This window comes from Nocardia abscessus NBRC 100374 (assembly GCF_000308455.1).
Lineage (GTDB): Bacteria > Actinomycetota > Actinomycetes > Mycobacteriales > Mycobacteriaceae > Nocardia > Nocardia abscessus.
Genome location: NZ_BAFP01000001.1, coordinates 107755 through 122057, shown reverse-complemented (window position 1 = coordinate 122057; position 14303 = coordinate 107755). Strand labels below are relative to the sequence as shown.

11 protein-coding genes are annotated in these 14303 nt (G+C 70.5%); 8 read left to right on the top strand and 3 right to left on the bottom strand.

Annotated elements, in window-relative coordinates:
• Positions 1 to 665 precede the first annotated feature (665 nt).
• Complete coding sequence (locus ON19_RS00400) at positions 666 to 1241, bottom strand: chorismate mutase (protein ID WP_157229546.1); 576 nt, start codon at positions 1239 to 1241, stop codon at positions 666 to 668.
• A 224-nt stretch (positions 1242 to 1465) separates the two neighbouring features.
• Between ON19_RS00400 and ON19_RS00395 the strand changes: the two genes are divergently transcribed.
• The 7 genes from ON19_RS00395 (at position 1466) to add (ending at position 10210) form a co-directional block, all read left to right on the top strand.
• On the top strand, positions 1466 to 3160 hold the full coding sequence (locus tag ON19_RS00395) for a DUF4407 domain-containing protein (protein ID WP_051168386.1): 1695 nt from the start codon (positions 1466 to 1468) through the stop codon (positions 3158 to 3160).
• Positions 3161 to 3249: 89 nt separating this feature from the next.
• The gene (locus tag ON19_RS00390; protein WP_043684505.1) at positions 3250 to 4800 is read left to right on the top strand and encodes an adenylate/guanylate cyclase domain-containing protein; all 1551 of its coding nucleotides are present in this window, start codon (positions 3250 to 3252) and stop codon (positions 4798 to 4800) included.
• 153 nt (positions 4801 to 4953) lie between these two features.
• Positions 4954 to 5751, top strand: a complete 798-nt coding sequence (locus tag ON19_RS00385) for a hypothetical protein (protein ID WP_227954535.1) — start codon at positions 4954 to 4956, stop codon at positions 5749 to 5751.
• Positions 5748 to 6830 (top strand): DUF4129 domain-containing protein, encoded by a 1083-nt coding sequence (locus tag ON19_RS00380; protein ID WP_083899055.1) that lies wholly within the window; start codon positions 5748 to 5750, stop codon positions 6828 to 6830. Before ON19_RS00385 ends, ON19_RS00380 begins: the two co-directional genes overlap by 4 nt.
• Positions 6831 to 6897: 67 nt before the next feature.
• The gene (locus ON19_RS00375) at positions 6898 to 7875 is read left to right on the top strand and encodes an AAA family ATPase (RefSeq protein ID WP_043684502.1); all 978 of its coding nucleotides are present in this window, start codon (positions 6898 to 6900) and stop codon (positions 7873 to 7875) included.
• A gap of 3 nt (positions 7876 to 7878) precedes the next feature.
• Positions 7879 to 9174 (top strand): DUF58 domain-containing protein, encoded by a 1296-nt coding sequence (locus tag ON19_RS00370; protein ID WP_043684498.1) that lies wholly within the window; start codon positions 7879 to 7881, stop codon positions 9172 to 9174.
• 16 nt (positions 9175 to 9190) lie between these two features.
• Complete coding sequence (add, locus tag ON19_RS00365) at positions 9191 to 10210, top strand: adenosine deaminase (RefSeq protein ID WP_043684495.1); 1020 nt, start codon at positions 9191 to 9193, stop codon at positions 10208 to 10210.
• Here add and ON19_RS00360 read toward each other — a convergent pair.
• The gene (locus tag ON19_RS00360; protein WP_043684491.1) at positions 10189 to 10998 is read right to left on the bottom strand and encodes an RDD family protein; all 810 of its coding nucleotides are present in this window, start codon (positions 10996 to 10998) and stop codon (positions 10189 to 10191) included. The two genes, add and ON19_RS00360, sit on opposite strands and share 22 nt — an antisense overlap.
• 43 nt (positions 10999 to 11041) lie before the next feature.
• Between ON19_RS00360 and ON19_RS00355 the strand changes: the two genes are divergently transcribed.
• Complete coding sequence (locus ON19_RS00355) at positions 11042 to 12058, top strand: stage II sporulation protein M (RefSeq protein WP_043684487.1); 1017 nt, start codon at positions 11042 to 11044, stop codon at positions 12056 to 12058.
• A gap of 801 nt (positions 12059 to 12859) precedes the next feature.
• Here ON19_RS00355 and ON19_RS00350 read toward each other — a convergent pair.
• Positions 12860 to 14275, bottom strand: coding sequence for an NHL repeat-containing protein (locus ON19_RS00350; protein WP_043684483.1), 1416 nt, complete (start codon positions 14273 to 14275; stop codon positions 12860 to 12862).
• Between the last annotated feature and the right edge of the window lie 28 nt (positions 14276 to 14303).

Here is a 14303-nt window from a genome sequence, read left to right as displayed (position 1 = left end):
GTACGTTCCGAAGCCAGCCGCGCTGATGGTCTTCGGCGTGCAGTCAGGTCTGCAGTTGTCTCCACCCGCTTCTGTGACGTAGTGGGTGCCCTTCGGTAACGGATCCCTAACAAGATCCTTACCTCCGAGCGGGTGCCCGCCCGCTACGCTGAGCACCTGGCTAGGGGCTGCCCGAGCGGGCTAGGTAGCCGAACGTTCTGTGTTCGGCGTAAGAGCAAACGATAAGTCAGGTCCAGGGCCCAACCAACTTAGGTTGCGCTAATAACCAGGTTTAGCTGGGCTTCTGCATTCGGTCCTCCACGTGTGCGCGTCGTCCAGTGTAAAGCAGCGAGTGGCGTGCGATCGATCCCCGTGGCACCCGGTGCCAGCTGGGAAAACCGGCGCGCGACACCACCCCGAGACCTTCCTCACCAGGCCGGGAAACCGCCCTCACCTGCGTCGAAAAGGATTTCCCCCGTTCGCGACACGGCAAACCAAGCGGCGGCGGCTAACTCACCGAACGGGCGGGTGAGATATTTGCGACACGGGCGTGACAAGCCATGAATGTGATCCGACCGTCCGGCCTCTTTTGTCCGATGTGTCATTCAGCACATAACCAGCAAATATCGGGAAGTGGTATTGGACACATCTTTCCGGCGCACACCGGCGGACCCGCCGGGCCGGGCCTACGCCGGGCAGAGCGACGCGGCCGCCCGCACCAGCGCCGCTCGGTGCAGTGGGTCGCCTCGACCGGTGGTGAACACGCCGAACACGCTGCGCGCCAATCGTTCCGCGCAGTCCGGCGCGGTCAGCTCCGCCCGGCGGGTGGCCAGCTGGTCGAGAATCTCGACGTTCACTCGGTCGATCTCCGGGCGTACCGACGCTAGCCCCGCGGGCGCGGTGGGCGCGGCCGCCGGGTCGAAGCGCCACCGCAGCATCAGCCCCCGCTGCACCGTCTTGTGGGCCTCGATCTGCCCGAGGAAAACCTGCCGCACCCAGTTCTCCGGCAGGTCACGGCCGTCGCCGAGCCGCGCCATCGCGTCGTAGACCTCGGCTTCCCTGGCCGGGTCGTCGATGGCGGGCTCGATGCCGTGCTCGCCCGCGGCCGCCCACTTCGCCGCGGCGACGGCGTCGGCGGTGTCCAGGCGCTCGACCACCAGGGCGACCAGCCGGTCCAGTGACCCGTCCACCGGGGACGCGCCCGCGCTAACCGGCCACATCGGCAGCGTCGCCACGAGGAGCGCCGACACCACTCTGCGCACGCACGGACCTCCTCGGATCGTTCGCACCGAAACGAATCACCGCGCCAGCGTAGGCTCATCCGCCCGCCACACCGGGCACGACCGCGACCGGCCTGTGAGCCTGAACACATCCGGCCTTCCCTGCTCGCTGCCGGGCCGAGGGGCCTGTCACGCTGTCACAACGAATCCGTGACAGTTTCGTCGCGCCCGTGAAAGCGCCTGGGACGTGGAGGATGTGCATTCCGATGAGCGTCACCGGCTTGTTCACCTGGCTCGGCGGGGGCAGGACCAGCGGGATCACCGACCGCCACGAGCGGGCCGGGTATGCCGTCACGGGCGCTGTCGTGTTGTTGTTCGCGACGATCTCCGGGGTAGTCGGCGCCCTCGCCGCAGGTTCCGCTTGGCCGTGGCCTGCCGCGGTGGCGGCGGGAATAGTGGTCGCGACGCTGACCGGCGCACTCGCCCGGGCGCTGGCGACGGCGCGGCCGAGCGGTGGGCCGGACCGGCTCGGGCTGATCGGCCGCATCGCACTCGCAGTGCTGGCCGGTGGATTGATCGCCGAACTCGCCGCGATCGTGCTGTTCAGCGGATCCGTCGGCCGGCTGCTCGACGAGAAGGCGCAGCGCTCGCTCGATTCGGCGCCGCGGGTCGTCGCGGCGCACGCGGACCTGGACCGGGCGAAAGCCGACCGGGCAGCGCTCGAACAGGCGATCGGCATGGCCCAAAACGATATCGATCACGCCCTGGTGGTCGCCCGCTGCGAATTCAACCCCACCCCGGAGTGCCCGCGGACCAGGATCACCGGCGTGCCCGGCCGCGGGCCGGAGGCGCAGACGGCCAACGCCATGCTCGACGACGCCCGCAAGCAGCTCGCCACCGCGCAGAGCCGAGTTGATGCCGCGGACCGCCGGATCGACGCAGGCCAGAACGCCCTTACAGCCGCACGGACCGCCGCCTTCGACGACGCCGACCGCGGGCTCGGCGCGCGCTGGCAGGCGATGAACGACTACACCGCGCGCGAGGCGCTGCCGCTGCGCATTCTCACCATCGTGGCGTTCGTCGCGCTGGCCCTGCTGCCGCTGGTGTTGCGCTGGTGGCGTGGCGAGACGTCGTTCGACCGGCACAACGCGGCGCGTACCGTGCACGACCGCGCCGAACGCGAGGCCGACGCGGCCATCGCGGTCAAACAGGCCGAAGTGCGCGCCGAGGCCGAGACCCTGCGCGCCGAGCAGCAGCTCACCGCCGCGCGCCTCGCCGTCGAGGCGGACACGGCCATCGACCGGGAACGGCAGCGCACCCGCATCATCGCGGCGATCGGCGGCATCGAGATCGGAATCACCGAACCGCCGCGCCGCCCCGAACTTCCCGCCGCGGCGGACGATCGAAAGGACAGCGCCATGCCCCACGAGGTGACGCCGCACCTACCCGCCCCGGTGGCGGTGAATCCCCCGGCCGCGGCCACACCGGCGCCGCCACAGAGCGGCGGCGGTCTCGAACTGCCGCTGATCGGCACGGTGCCGTTCAGCGATACCGCGGCGCGCTTCATCCGGCCGCTGGTCCCGTCGTTCGTCGCCAACGCGATCGACACGGCGACGCATCCGCTGCGTACCGCGCGGCAGGCGTTCGAAGAGGTCGAGGAGATCACCTTCACGCTGCGCCGTACGCGCAAGGTCACCATCGACGGGCACGCGTCGCAGCCGCAGGCCGTCGGCTACCAGCTCCAGCCCGGCTCACCGGAAATCGCGCACGCCCAGCACATCGCCTCCACCGTCGTCGACGCCGGCTACCCGGCGCCGCACGCCCCGCGCTACTCCTCCCTTCCGCCGACCGGCGCCGCGGGTTACGGCCTGCCCACCGGCGCCCGCCGAGACGAACTGCCCACTAACCATCACCCCGAACTGCCCGAGCCCAACCGCCGCGAACTGCCACCCGGGCGCTGACCGGAACTCCGGGGCCCGTTGCACGCGTGCGAAGACCCGGGCGAAGACGACCTGGGGCGGTAGGTCGCCGGTCGGCATACGCTGCACCCATGCAACACAGGGAGGTGACGCTCGCCGCGGCGCCGTGGGGGTCGCGACTGCTCGGGTCGGCTGAGGAGTCGTCGGGGCTGCGCCGCATCCGCGTCCAGCTGTTGATCACCGTGCCCACCCTGTTGGGAAATCTGACGGGCATGGTCGTGTCGATCGCCCTGGTCGGCTTCGTCCTGCCGGGGCCGTCGGTGTTCACCCGGGATCTGCTGCTGCTCGACGTGCTCGCCGCGCCCCTCTACGCGATCTGCGCGCTGCTGATCGGGCTGTGGTGGGGCACCACCCGCGGACTGCGCGCTCTGCGGTGGGCCACCGATCCGGAGCGCGTGCCGACCGAGGAGGAGCAGGCCGCGGCCACGGCGATCCCGCGCAGGCTGGTGCGTGACCAAGCGCTGCTGTGGTTCGGCGGACTCGTCCTGTTGACCACGCTGTACGGCCTCGCCGAGCCGCGGCTCGTGCCGAAAGTGGCTTTCGGCATCGCGATCAGCGCCATCGTGGTGTGCGCGAACAGCTACCTGATCATCGAGTTCGCGCTGCGGCCCGTCACCGCCCGGGTGCTGGAAGCCGCGGCATCCGGCCGGCGGCGCGGCATCGGCGTCTTCGGACGATCGCTGGTGGTCTGGCTGGTCGGCTCGGGCGTTCCGGTGGCCGGGATGATGGTGCTCGCGGTGCTCGCCCTCGTGCTGGACGACGTGACCAAGGCCCGGCTGGCGGTGTGCGTGCTGTCACTCGGCGGCGCGACCCTGGTTTTCGGGCTGCTGCTGATGACGCAGACCCTGGCCGCCACGGTGGCCCCGATCCTCGGCGTGCGCCGCGCGATGCGTCAGGTGGAGGACGGCGACCTCGATGTCGCGCTGGCCGTCTACGACGGCACCGAACTGGGTGAGCTGCAAAGCGGTTTCAACCACATGGTGGAAGGTCTGCGCGAGCGCGAACAGATCAGGGACCTGTTCGGCAGGCACGTCGGGCGGGAGGTCGCCGCGGCGGCGCTGGCGAGCGACCCGGCGCTCGGCGGCGTGGAGACCGACGCGGCGACCCTGTTCATCGACATCGTCGGCTCGACCACCATGGCCGCGACCATCCCCGCGCCGGAGATGGTCGCCATCCTCAACCGGTTCTTCGGCATCGTGGTGGACGAGGTGGAGCGCCACGGCGGGCTGGTCAACAAGTTCGAGGGTGACGCCGCCCTCGCCGTCTTCGGCACGCCCGCGCGCCTGTCCGACGCGGCGGGTGCGGCGCTGGCCACCGCCCGCGCGATCCGGGCCCGGCTCGACACCGCCGGCGGCGATTTCGTGGCCGCCATCGGCGTGGCGGCGGGGCGGGTGGTCGCGGGCAATGTCGGCGCTCATCAACGCTACGAGTTCACCGTGATCGGCGACGCGGTCAACGAGGCCGCCCGCCTGTGCGAACTCGCCAAGCAGGAGGGTCTGCTGCTCGCCTCCGGCAACACCGTCGCGGTGGCCGCCGTGGCCGAAGCCGAGCAGTGGCGGCTCGGCGAATCCGTCACACTGCGCGGCCGCCTCGCGCCCACCCGGCTCGCGCGCCCCGCATAGCGGTCCCGCACACTCGTGGTGCCCGGTACCGCCATGTGGTGGACCGCCTGCTGCGGGGCTGACGGTTAGACTCGGCCCGTGCTGCCAGCCGCCGAACCGGCCGGCGCCGTCGGGGCGGGAACAGATCCGGTACCGGGGTCTCCTGGAACGACGGTGCCGATCCGACCGCTGAGTTTCCGTGAACTGCTCGATGTGCCGTTCGCGCTGATCCAGGCGAACATCCGCGCCTTGGCCGCGATGAGCGCGACGGGTTTGCTCGTGGCCGAGGCGGTGGTGATCGCGGTGACCGCGGGCGTCTCGGGGCTGACCGACGGCTCCGACCCGGGCACCGCCTGGGCGGCGATCCTGTCCACCGCGGGCTGTGCGTGGTTGCTGCGGTTCGCGCTACGCGGCACGACTGTGGCGCTGGACGTCGCGACCGTCGGCGGCGCACCGATCGGCCTGCCGACGGCGCTGCGCCGGTTCGGCGCCGCATTCGGTCCGCTGCTGGTGTTCCAGCTGTTGTTCACGCTGGTGGGCGTGGTCGTGCTAACGGTGAGCGGCCTGCCGCTCGTGACGCTGCCGCTCGCGGTGATCTGGCTGGGCTGGCTGCGCGCCCGCCGCTGGGTCGCGGTGCCCGTGCTGTTCGTCGAGCGCACCTCGCACCGCGACGGCATCGCCCGCGCGAAACTGCTCACCGAGGGTGCGGAGTGGCCGACCACCGGGCTGTGGATCGCCCAGCGCGCCCTGTTCGGGCTGCTCGCGGTCCCGCTGCTGGGCATTCCGCTGTTCGTCTCGGACTTCTCCGGCACCCACAAGTGGCCGGTGATCGTGCTGACCACATCGGCGGTACTGCTGCTCGCGGCATTCAGCGAGGTGGTCGAAGCTTCTTCGCGCGTGGTCTGCTACGTCGACCGCCGTTGCCGCAGAGAGGGGCTGGACATTCGCGTCCCCCGGCAGGAGGCGCGATGAGCGATCCCCGACCGCCGCGCGATGCGGACGAGGTCGCGCTGAACAAGGGCCCCGCCACGACGCACGATCCGGCGCCCGGCACACCACGGCTCGGCGCCGCCGCCCACCACCGCGCCGCTGCCGAAGCGGCCGCGCAGCACCGGGATTTCGACCGTGCCCTGCGCGAACGTTTCCGCGCCGTGCTGCGCGGCCTGGAACAGGGTGGCGTGCTCGAGGTCCGGCGATCGCGCACCGCGCGGGAAACCGCCGACGACGTCACGACCGCGTTGCCGCTCGAGGTCGCCACCGAGATCCAACCCGCCGCACACAGTTTCGACGAGGTGGTCTACGGCGGCCGCCGCGCCACCGAGGACGAATACCGCAGGCTGGAATACGCCGACCGGTTCTCCGCCTCCGCGCCGCCGCCCGCGCCGGAACCCACCGAAGTCGAGGCGGTGGAGAAGGCGCCGCGCACCAGGCGCACGCTGCCGCCGCTGCCGAAGCTGCTGCGCGACCCCAGGTTCTGGGCGATGCTCGCCGGGGCGGCCGCGTTGCTGCTGCTGGTCTACGGTGCCCTGCAATCCTGCGGCGCGCCGACCGCGCCTACCCCTCCGCCGCCGCAAACGCCACCGGATCTGCCCGATGTCACCCCACCGGACGGTCCGGGCTTCGGGCCGGGCGACGACCCGATCTGGGACCGGCTGCCCGCGCCGGTCTTCTACGGCGGCGTGCAGTTCCTGATCGCCGCCGCGCTGGTGGTGTGGTGGCGTGCCCGCAGGCGTGGCGCTCTGGTGCGCGAGCCGCGTCCGGTCGAGGTGGCGGCGAACGAACTGCTCGCCGGACAGGCCGCCCTGTACCGCCGCTCGAAGGACCACGACCACGTAGCGGGCAAGTTGCGCGCGGCCACGCTGCGCCGCGTCCGCACTCCGCTCGGCATCACGGCCGACACTCCGCCGGACCGTATCGTCGCCGAGCTCACCGCGCGCCTCGGAACCGATCCCGCGCTGATCGGCGCGGCCTTGTTCGGCCCGGTCCCCGATTCCGGGGCGCTCCAGGTGGTCGCGGCGCAGCTCGAATGGATCGAATCGGAGGTCGGATGAGACGCCCTCGCCCCACCCTTGTCCGGCCAACGGCAGGCGGGAACTCCCGCGAACCACAGGAGATGCAATGACCAGCACCGAGACCACCCCGACGGCGGAGCAAGCGGGCGCCGCGTTCCACGCTCTGCGCGCCGAGATCGGCAAAGCGGTGGTCGGCAACGACTCCGCGGTCATGTACCTGGTGCTCGCCCTGCTGTGCCGGGGCCATGTGCTGCTCGAAGGCGTGCCGGGGGTGGCGAAGACGCTGCTGGTGCGTGCGCTGGCCACGGCGCTGGACCTGGAGCACGCGCGAGTGCAGTTCACCCCGGACCTGATGCCCGGCGACGTCACCGGGTCGCAGATCTACGATCCGCACTCCGCGGAGTTCACCTTCCGGCACGGTCCGGTGTTCACCAACCTGCTGCTCGCCGACGAGATCAACCGCACGCCGCCGAAAACCCAGTCGTCGCTGCTGGAATCGATGGAGGAACGGCAGGTCTCGGTGGACGGGAAGCCGCAGCCGCTGCCCGATCCGTTCGTCGTGGTCGCCACCCAGAATCCGATCGAGCAGGAGGGCACCTATCCGCTGCCGGAGGCGCAACTGGACCGGTTCCTGTTCAAGGTGGACATCCACCTGCCCGGCCGCGACGACGAGTTCCGCATTCTGCAACGCCACGCCGCCGGCTTCGATCCCCGCGATCTGACCGCCGCGGGCTTGCGTCCCGTGGCGGGCCCCGAGCACATCACCGCCGCCCGCGCCGCGATCGCGCAGACGACGATCAGCCCAGAGGTGCTCGCCTACACCGTCGACGTGTGCCGGGCCACCCGCACCTCGCCCGCCGTGCAGCACGGCGCCTCGACCCGCGGCGCGACCGCGCTGATGGCGGCCTCGCGCGCGTTCGCCTGGCTCAACGGTCGCGGATTCGTCACGCCGGACGACGTGAAAGCCGTCGCGGTCGCCGTGCTGCGGCACCGTCTGCATCTGCGTCCTGAGGCCGAGCTGGACGGCGTGACCACCGAGGGCGTGCTGTCGTCGCTGCTGCTGTCGGTTCCGGTCCCGGTGTAGCCGATGGTCGTCACCGGTCGGCTGGCCGCCGCGGCAGGCGTGGCGGCCCTGTTCGTCACCCTGGTCCTGCCGTCCCTGCTCGGCGTGGTGGTGCTGACCTCCGTCCTGGCGGCCGGGCTGCTCATCGACCTCGCCGCGGCCGGGCGGGCGCGCGACCTGACACTCTCCCGCGAGGCCATGACCACGGTGCGGCTCGGGCGCTCCGCCGAGGTGGAGCTCGTGGCGGTCAACACCGGAACCCGCGTGCTGCGCGGCACGGTGTGGGACGACTGGCCCGACAGCGCACGCGCCGAACACCGTGCGCACCGGCTGGATCTCGCTCCTGGCACCAAGGTCCGGCTGCGCACCACGCTCACGCCCACCTACCGGGGCGATCGGGTCGCGGGCCAGGTCACGGTGCGGCTGCTCGGCCCACTCGGACTGGCGGGCAGGCAGACCAGGCGCAGCGTGCCCGCCCGGATCCGCGCGCTGCCCGCGTTCCGCGCCGAGCGGCTGCTGCGGTCGAAAGTCAAACGGTTGCAGCATCTCGACGGCCGCAATGTGGCCAACCTGCGCGGGCAGGGCACCGAATTCGACTCGTTCCGCGAGTACGTCGCCGGGGACGACGTGCGCGCCATCGACTGGCGCGCCACCGCCCGCGCCACCGACGTCCTGGTCCGTACCTGGCGTCCGGAGCGCAACCGGCACATGCTGATGCTGCTGGACACCGGGCGGGTCAGCGCGGGCCGGGTCGGTGACGGCACTCGCTTGGACGCGAGCATCGAGGCGGCCCTGCTGCTGGGCGGTCTGGCGGCGGCTGCCGGGGACTCGGTCGACCTGCTCGCCTTCGACCGCCGACCGCGCGCCGAGGTCCGTGGCGCCGGTGGAAAAGGGTTGCAGCTGAAACTGATGCACGCGATGGCGGGCATCACCGCGGCCCTGGTCGACACCGACAGCTCCGGACTGGTGCGGGCGGCCATCCAGCGCACCCGCCGGCGCAGCTTGGTCGTCTGGTTCACCAGCCTCGATGGTGCGGCGGTCGAGGAGAACCTGTTGCCCGTGCTGCCGGTTCTCGCGCAGCGCCACCGGGTGCTCATCGTCTCGGTGACCGACCCCGATGTCGCCGCGGCAGCCGTTCGGCGCGACACCCTGCCCGACCTCTACGCGGCGGCCGCGGCCGAATCGGTGCTGGCCGAACGGGCGCTGGTGCAGGAATCGCTACGCCGCACCGGGATCGCGGTGGTGGCGGCGTCCCCGGCACGATTGCCGGAAGCCCTGGCGGACGAATACCTGGAACTGAAGCAGTCCGGCGCCCTCTGAGGAGGATCATGTTCTCATGGCCTCGGATCTCGCCGCCTTCGTCCGCGGATTGCCCAAAGCGGAGCTGCATCTGCATCTGGAAGGGACGCTGGAGCCGGAGCTGAAGTTCCGCCTCGCTCGGCGCAACGGCATCGAACTGCCGGAGAAAAGCGTGGAGGAGGTCAAGCAGACCTATCGATTCCACGACCTGACGTCGTTCCTCCGGGTCTACTACCCCGCGATGGGCGTACTGCAGCGCCCGGAGGATTTCCACGATCTCGCGTTCGACTATCTGCGCCGGGCACACGGGCAAGGCGTGCGTCATGTCGAGCTGTTCTTCGATCCGCAGGCGCACACCGGGCGCGGCGTTCCCTTTCCCTCGGTGATCAGCGGATACCGTTCGGCGATCGCACGGGCGCGGCGCGAGCTGGGGATCTCGGCCGAGCTGATCCTGTGCTTCCTGCGCGACCATTCGGCGGAGTACGCCATGGCGACGCTGCTGGAAGCGCTGCCGTACAAGAGCTGGATCGTCGGCGTGGGGCTCGACTCCGACGAGCGCGGCAACCCGCCGAGCAAGTTCGCCGCCGTCTTCGAGCGTGCCCGTGCGGAAGGGTTCCTCCTGACCATGCACTGCGACATCGACCAGCCGGATTCCGTCGAGCACATCCGCCAAGCGCTGGAGGATATCGCCGTCGACCGCCTCGATCACGGCACGAACATCGTGGCGGACGACCGTCTGGTGGAACTGGCGAAGTCCGGGGGAATCGCGCTCACCTGCTGTCCGGTGTCGAACTCGTTCGTCACCGCGCAGATGAAGTCGGCGGAGATCGTCGGCCTGCTCGATCGCGGCCTGACCGTGACGGTCAACAGCGACGACCCCGCGTACTTCGGCGCGTACGTGGCCGACAACTACCTCGCACTCGCCGAGCAGGCCGGCCTCGGGATCGATCGGCTGGCCGAGTTGGCCAGGAACTCCTTCCGCGCCTCCTGGATCACGCCCGCTCGCCAGGACGCCTTCGTCCGCGAGGTCGACGACTACGTCGCGGCGTACGGCTGACCGGCGCGCGGCGGCAGCGGCGGGAACACCGGGAACACCGGCGGCGGCAGCACCCGGCGCTGTCGTTCGGCGATGACCGCGCCGAGGATCTGTAGCGGCGGACAACCGGTGGGCGGCGCGACACGCAGCCGCCCGCACACCTCGGACACGAGCGCCGTGCCCAGATGATGTTGCGCCGCGGGCGTCAGCGTACGGAAGCGCGTCAGGTACTGCCGCACCGCCAACGCCAGATCCTCCGGTAGCCCGGCCAGATCCAGCTGGGCGCTCCACCCGGTCAGCCACGGCGGCGCGATCGCCAGCGCGGGCGGCGGCAGCGGTCGTTGCGCGTGCACCACCACGGTGCCGGCGAGCACGTCACCGATCCGGCGCGCATGCGGCGAGCACATCGAGGTGAGCACCGCGATGGCGCCGAACCCGCCGAGCATCCAGAAATCGACGATCGCGCCCGCCAGGCCGCGGGTGAGCGCGTGCCGGAAGTCGATCGGCCCGCCGTCCTCGCGCACCACGCGCAGCCCGAGCATCAGTTTGCCCAGTGTGCGTCCCCGCCAAGCGGTCTCACAGGTCACCGGGTAGCCCACCAGCACGGTCACGATGGTGACCAGCATCACCACATCCAGCCAGGCCGAGTCGACGCCCGCGGGCAGCAGCAGCGTGACGATCGCGAACAGCAGCACGAACGCGAGCGTGCACTGGGCCAGCACGTCGATCAGGAACGCGCTGGCCCTCGTGGGGATCCGGGCGATCGGCAGCTCGAGGGCCACTGCTTCGCCGGTGGTGAACTCAGCCATGTCGATAGCATTCTTGCGACCGGCGGGAGTGGGAGGCAACCGAATGGACGTGGACGCATACAGCCTGGCGCACCGCAGGGCGTGGGACCGGCTCGACTACTTGTCCAAACGGAGCAAGCTGACCGGGGCGGAGGCGGACGAACTCGTCATGCTCTACCGCCGCACCTCCCAGCAGCTGGCGCGGCTGCAGTCGCACAGCCCGGACCCGGAGCTGATCGCCGGACTCAGCGCGCTGCTGGCGCGTGCGCGGGGCCGGGTGCTCGGGACGCGAGCCGACACCTGGCAGGAGATCGGCCGGTTCTTCAGCCACCGCTTCCCGGCGGCGCTCTATCGCTCGTCGCCGTGGTGGGTCGGCGTGGCGGCGGTGTTCCTGTTCGTCTCGGCCGGCTTGGCCGTCTGGGTGGACCGGTTCGATTCGGCACGCGAAGTGCTCGGGATTCCGAGCGACACACGGAGTCTCACCGCACCGGGCGGCGCGTTCGAAACGTACTACTCGGAGCATCCGCAGGGGGCTTTCGCCGCGCAGGTGTGGACGAACAACGCGTGGGTGGCGGCGATCGCCTTGTTCACCGGGGTGCTGATCCTGCCCGCGGTCTACCTGCTGTTCATGAACGCACTCAACCTGGGCGTCAGCGCCGGGCTGATGGCCGACGCGGGGCGGCTGGATTCGTTCTTCGGCTTCATCCTTCCGCACGGCACGCTGGAACTGACCGCGGTTTTCGTAGCGGGCGGCGCGGGGCTGAAACTCGGCTGGACACTGATCGATCCCGGTCGGCTCAGCCGGGTGGAGGCGGTGGCCAGGCAGGGCCGGGCGACCGCGACCGTGGCGCTCGGCCTGGTCGGCGTGTTGCTGGTGTGTGGCTTCATCGAGGGGTTCGTGACGCCGAGTCCGCTGCCCGCACCGATACGCATCGCGATCGGGTTCACCGCCGAGGCGTTGTTCCTGGTGTACGTGTTCGGCGTGGGGCGGCGTGCGGTCAGGACGCAGGCGAACCCGGCTGGCGTGACGAGGAGCGATGGACTCTCCACTGTGACGCAGCCAACATTCAGCACACCCTGAGCGACACAGTCGGGACAATCGGCAGCTACGTGGCTTCCAGATCGCTTCGGTACTCCCCCATTTGAGTTCCGCTGGCCGCAGCGAGTCGTGCTCGAGCTGCGGCCAGCGTTACCGTCAACTCTACACAATCGTTATCCCTACGCAACCCTCCCCGCCGAGGTCAAGCGTATAAAGCAGCGCTCCAGCAAACCCTTGCGGAACCACTCTCCGACCCCGTGTCAGCTAACCGCATGCGACCCGCGCGCTCGCCGTTTCGATCGCCCGGCACCGCGTCGGCGAGACCGGCGAAACACTCACCCGGAATCGGCTTCGCAATAGCTCGGAAACTTCTCCGTGCCGTTAGCCGGGCCAGAAGATAGACCTCTCCATGGTTGCTGACAGGGCCTCCCACCTGCACGTTCATTTGCACTAAATGTCAGTTGCTGACACTCCCGCGAAAGAAAGAGACCACAAGTTTGTTTACGCGGTAATAAACCGGGTAAGGACATAGTGGCACGCGAGGAAGACCGGCCAGTTCCCCGACAGGCTCGGGATTAACCGGTCGGAGAAAAGGGGCCGATCCGACCGGTTCGTCCGCTCGATTCAGCACCTCGGCCGCAACCGTAACGAGGTATGTGATCTTCGCCTCACTCCCCTCGCCACAGGCCGGAACCTCGCGAAATCGACACCGCGACACCCGAGTTCGAGAGACGCACGTCACAGTCCGACGACCGGCCGCGACCACCGTCGGGCGGCCCGAGATGTTTCCGCGGCACAACCCGAACGGCGATCCGCGGCCAAAGGCTGAAGGCAGACCGCGGGTCAGCCCACGCGCAGAATTCCGGTGATCGTTCCTTGCAGCAGGTGGCCGTCCTGGGTGATCAGCGGCGCGGTTTGGAGCGGATCGTCGACGATGGTGCCGGGAAGGGGGTGCGAGGCGGTGATCGCACCGGTCTCCGGGTCGAGGGCGGTGAACGTGTACCCGTCGAGGGGCGTGGTGTGGTCGGCTCCGACGCGGGCGACCGTGTACAGCTGCCCGTCCGCGGTGGACAGGCGCGGTACGGCCGCACTGCGAATCGTGTTCTCCCACACCACGCGGCATCCATCGCCGGTCACATCGACGCGCGTCATCCCACCCGTGAACGGCGCGCTCGCCGGCACCGCCGGTCCCGCGCCCTCGGGGAGTGCCGGGTACGGGTATCCGTACGTGCCGGCCACGAAGACCGAACTGCCGATCCCGATCGGCGAGTTCTCGCTGCCGGGGCCGCCTTTGCCGAGCACCGGCGCCGCACATATCAATTGGCCGGTCCCCGAGCGGAATACCAACGCGTGCACCTGTCCGTCGGCGTTGTCGACGATGGTCAGGTAGTCCGCGCCGGTCGCAGGGCCGAAGTAGGTGGGTGTGGAGCCGGTGCCCCAGCTGAGCTGCCCCGGCTTGCGTGCCGATCCGCGGTCGTAGGCCGCGCGCCACACGATCTCCGGAATCCCGGACGTGGCGACGCGCAGTTCGTACAGCGCGTGCGTCGTCGCCACCGCGACATGCCCGCTCGGCGCCGCCGAGATGCTGTTGGCCACGCGTTCTCCGGTGGGCAGCGCCAGCGTCGACACCTGACCGGCGGCGGTGACGAATCCGACCACGCCCTGGCCGGTCGCGAACCACACATTGCCCGACCAATCCGGTACGAGACCGGTCACATCGTCCCCCGGCGGGAGCACCGAGCCGAGATCGGCGGCGTCCTCGCTGATCAGCCGCCAGGCCCCCGCCGCGTCCCGCTCGTGCCGTATCCGGAGCAGCCGGTCGGCGCCGTCCACGACCACCAAGCGGTCGTCCTGGTCGAGGTAGGCATAGACGCCGCCGAGCAAGCTGCCTTTGGTCAACGGCAGCGCCGCGAGCGAGCCCGCCAGCGGCCCCGGTGCCGCGGGATCGAGCAGCTGCACCGTCGGGGTCTGTCCCGCGATCGCGGTGCACAGGGCCACCACGAGACGGTCCGACCCTTCCAGCAGCGTGGGACACGCGGAGGCCAGTGGATACGCCGCGACCGTCGCGGCGCGGTCGCCGGGCCCGGCGAGCGCGGTCACGTCCGAGGACCCCGCGTCGCCGTGCATGGTCGCGGTCCCGGCCGGCCCGAGGAAAGGGTTCGGCGGCGCGAGCGGCCCCCACGGCGCGGCAGCCGATGCGGGCTGACCGGACAGCAGAGCCAGCGCGCAGGCGGCGAAAACGATCATCGGTCGGCGCATAGCGGTCGTCCTTCGCTGGGCAACGCGG

Coding starts and splice junctions, on each gene's coding strand:
- ON19_RS00375 (WP_043684502.1), top strand. CDS start 6,898: ATGACCAGCACCGAGACCACCCCGACGGCGGAGCAAGCGGGCGCCGCG.
- ON19_RS00355 (WP_043684487.1), top strand. CDS start 11,042: ATGGACGTGGACGCATACAGCCTGGCGCACCGCAGGGCGTGGGACCGG.
- ON19_RS00350 (WP_043684483.1), bottom strand. CDS start 14,275: ATGCGCCGACCGATGATCGTTTTCGCCGCCTGCGCGCTGGCTCTGCTG.
- ON19_RS00395 (WP_051168386.1), top strand. CDS start 1,466: ATGAGCGTCACCGGCTTGTTCACCTGGCTCGGCGGGGGCAGGACCAGC.
- ON19_RS00360 (WP_043684491.1), bottom strand. CDS start 10,998: ATGGCTGAGTTCACCACCGGCGAAGCAGTGGCCCTCGAGCTGCCGATC.
- ON19_RS00370 (WP_043684498.1), top strand. CDS start 7,879: ATGGTCGTCACCGGTCGGCTGGCCGCCGCGGCAGGCGTGGCGGCCCTG.
- ON19_RS00390 (WP_043684505.1), top strand. CDS start 3,250: ATGCAACACAGGGAGGTGACGCTCGCCGCGGCGCCGTGGGGGTCGCGA.
- add (WP_043684495.1), top strand. CDS start 9,191: ATGGCCTCGGATCTCGCCGCCTTCGTCCGCGGATTGCCCAAAGCGGAG.
- ON19_RS00380 (WP_083899055.1), top strand. CDS start 5,748: ATGAGCGATCCCCGACCGCCGCGCGATGCGGACGAGGTCGCGCTGAAC.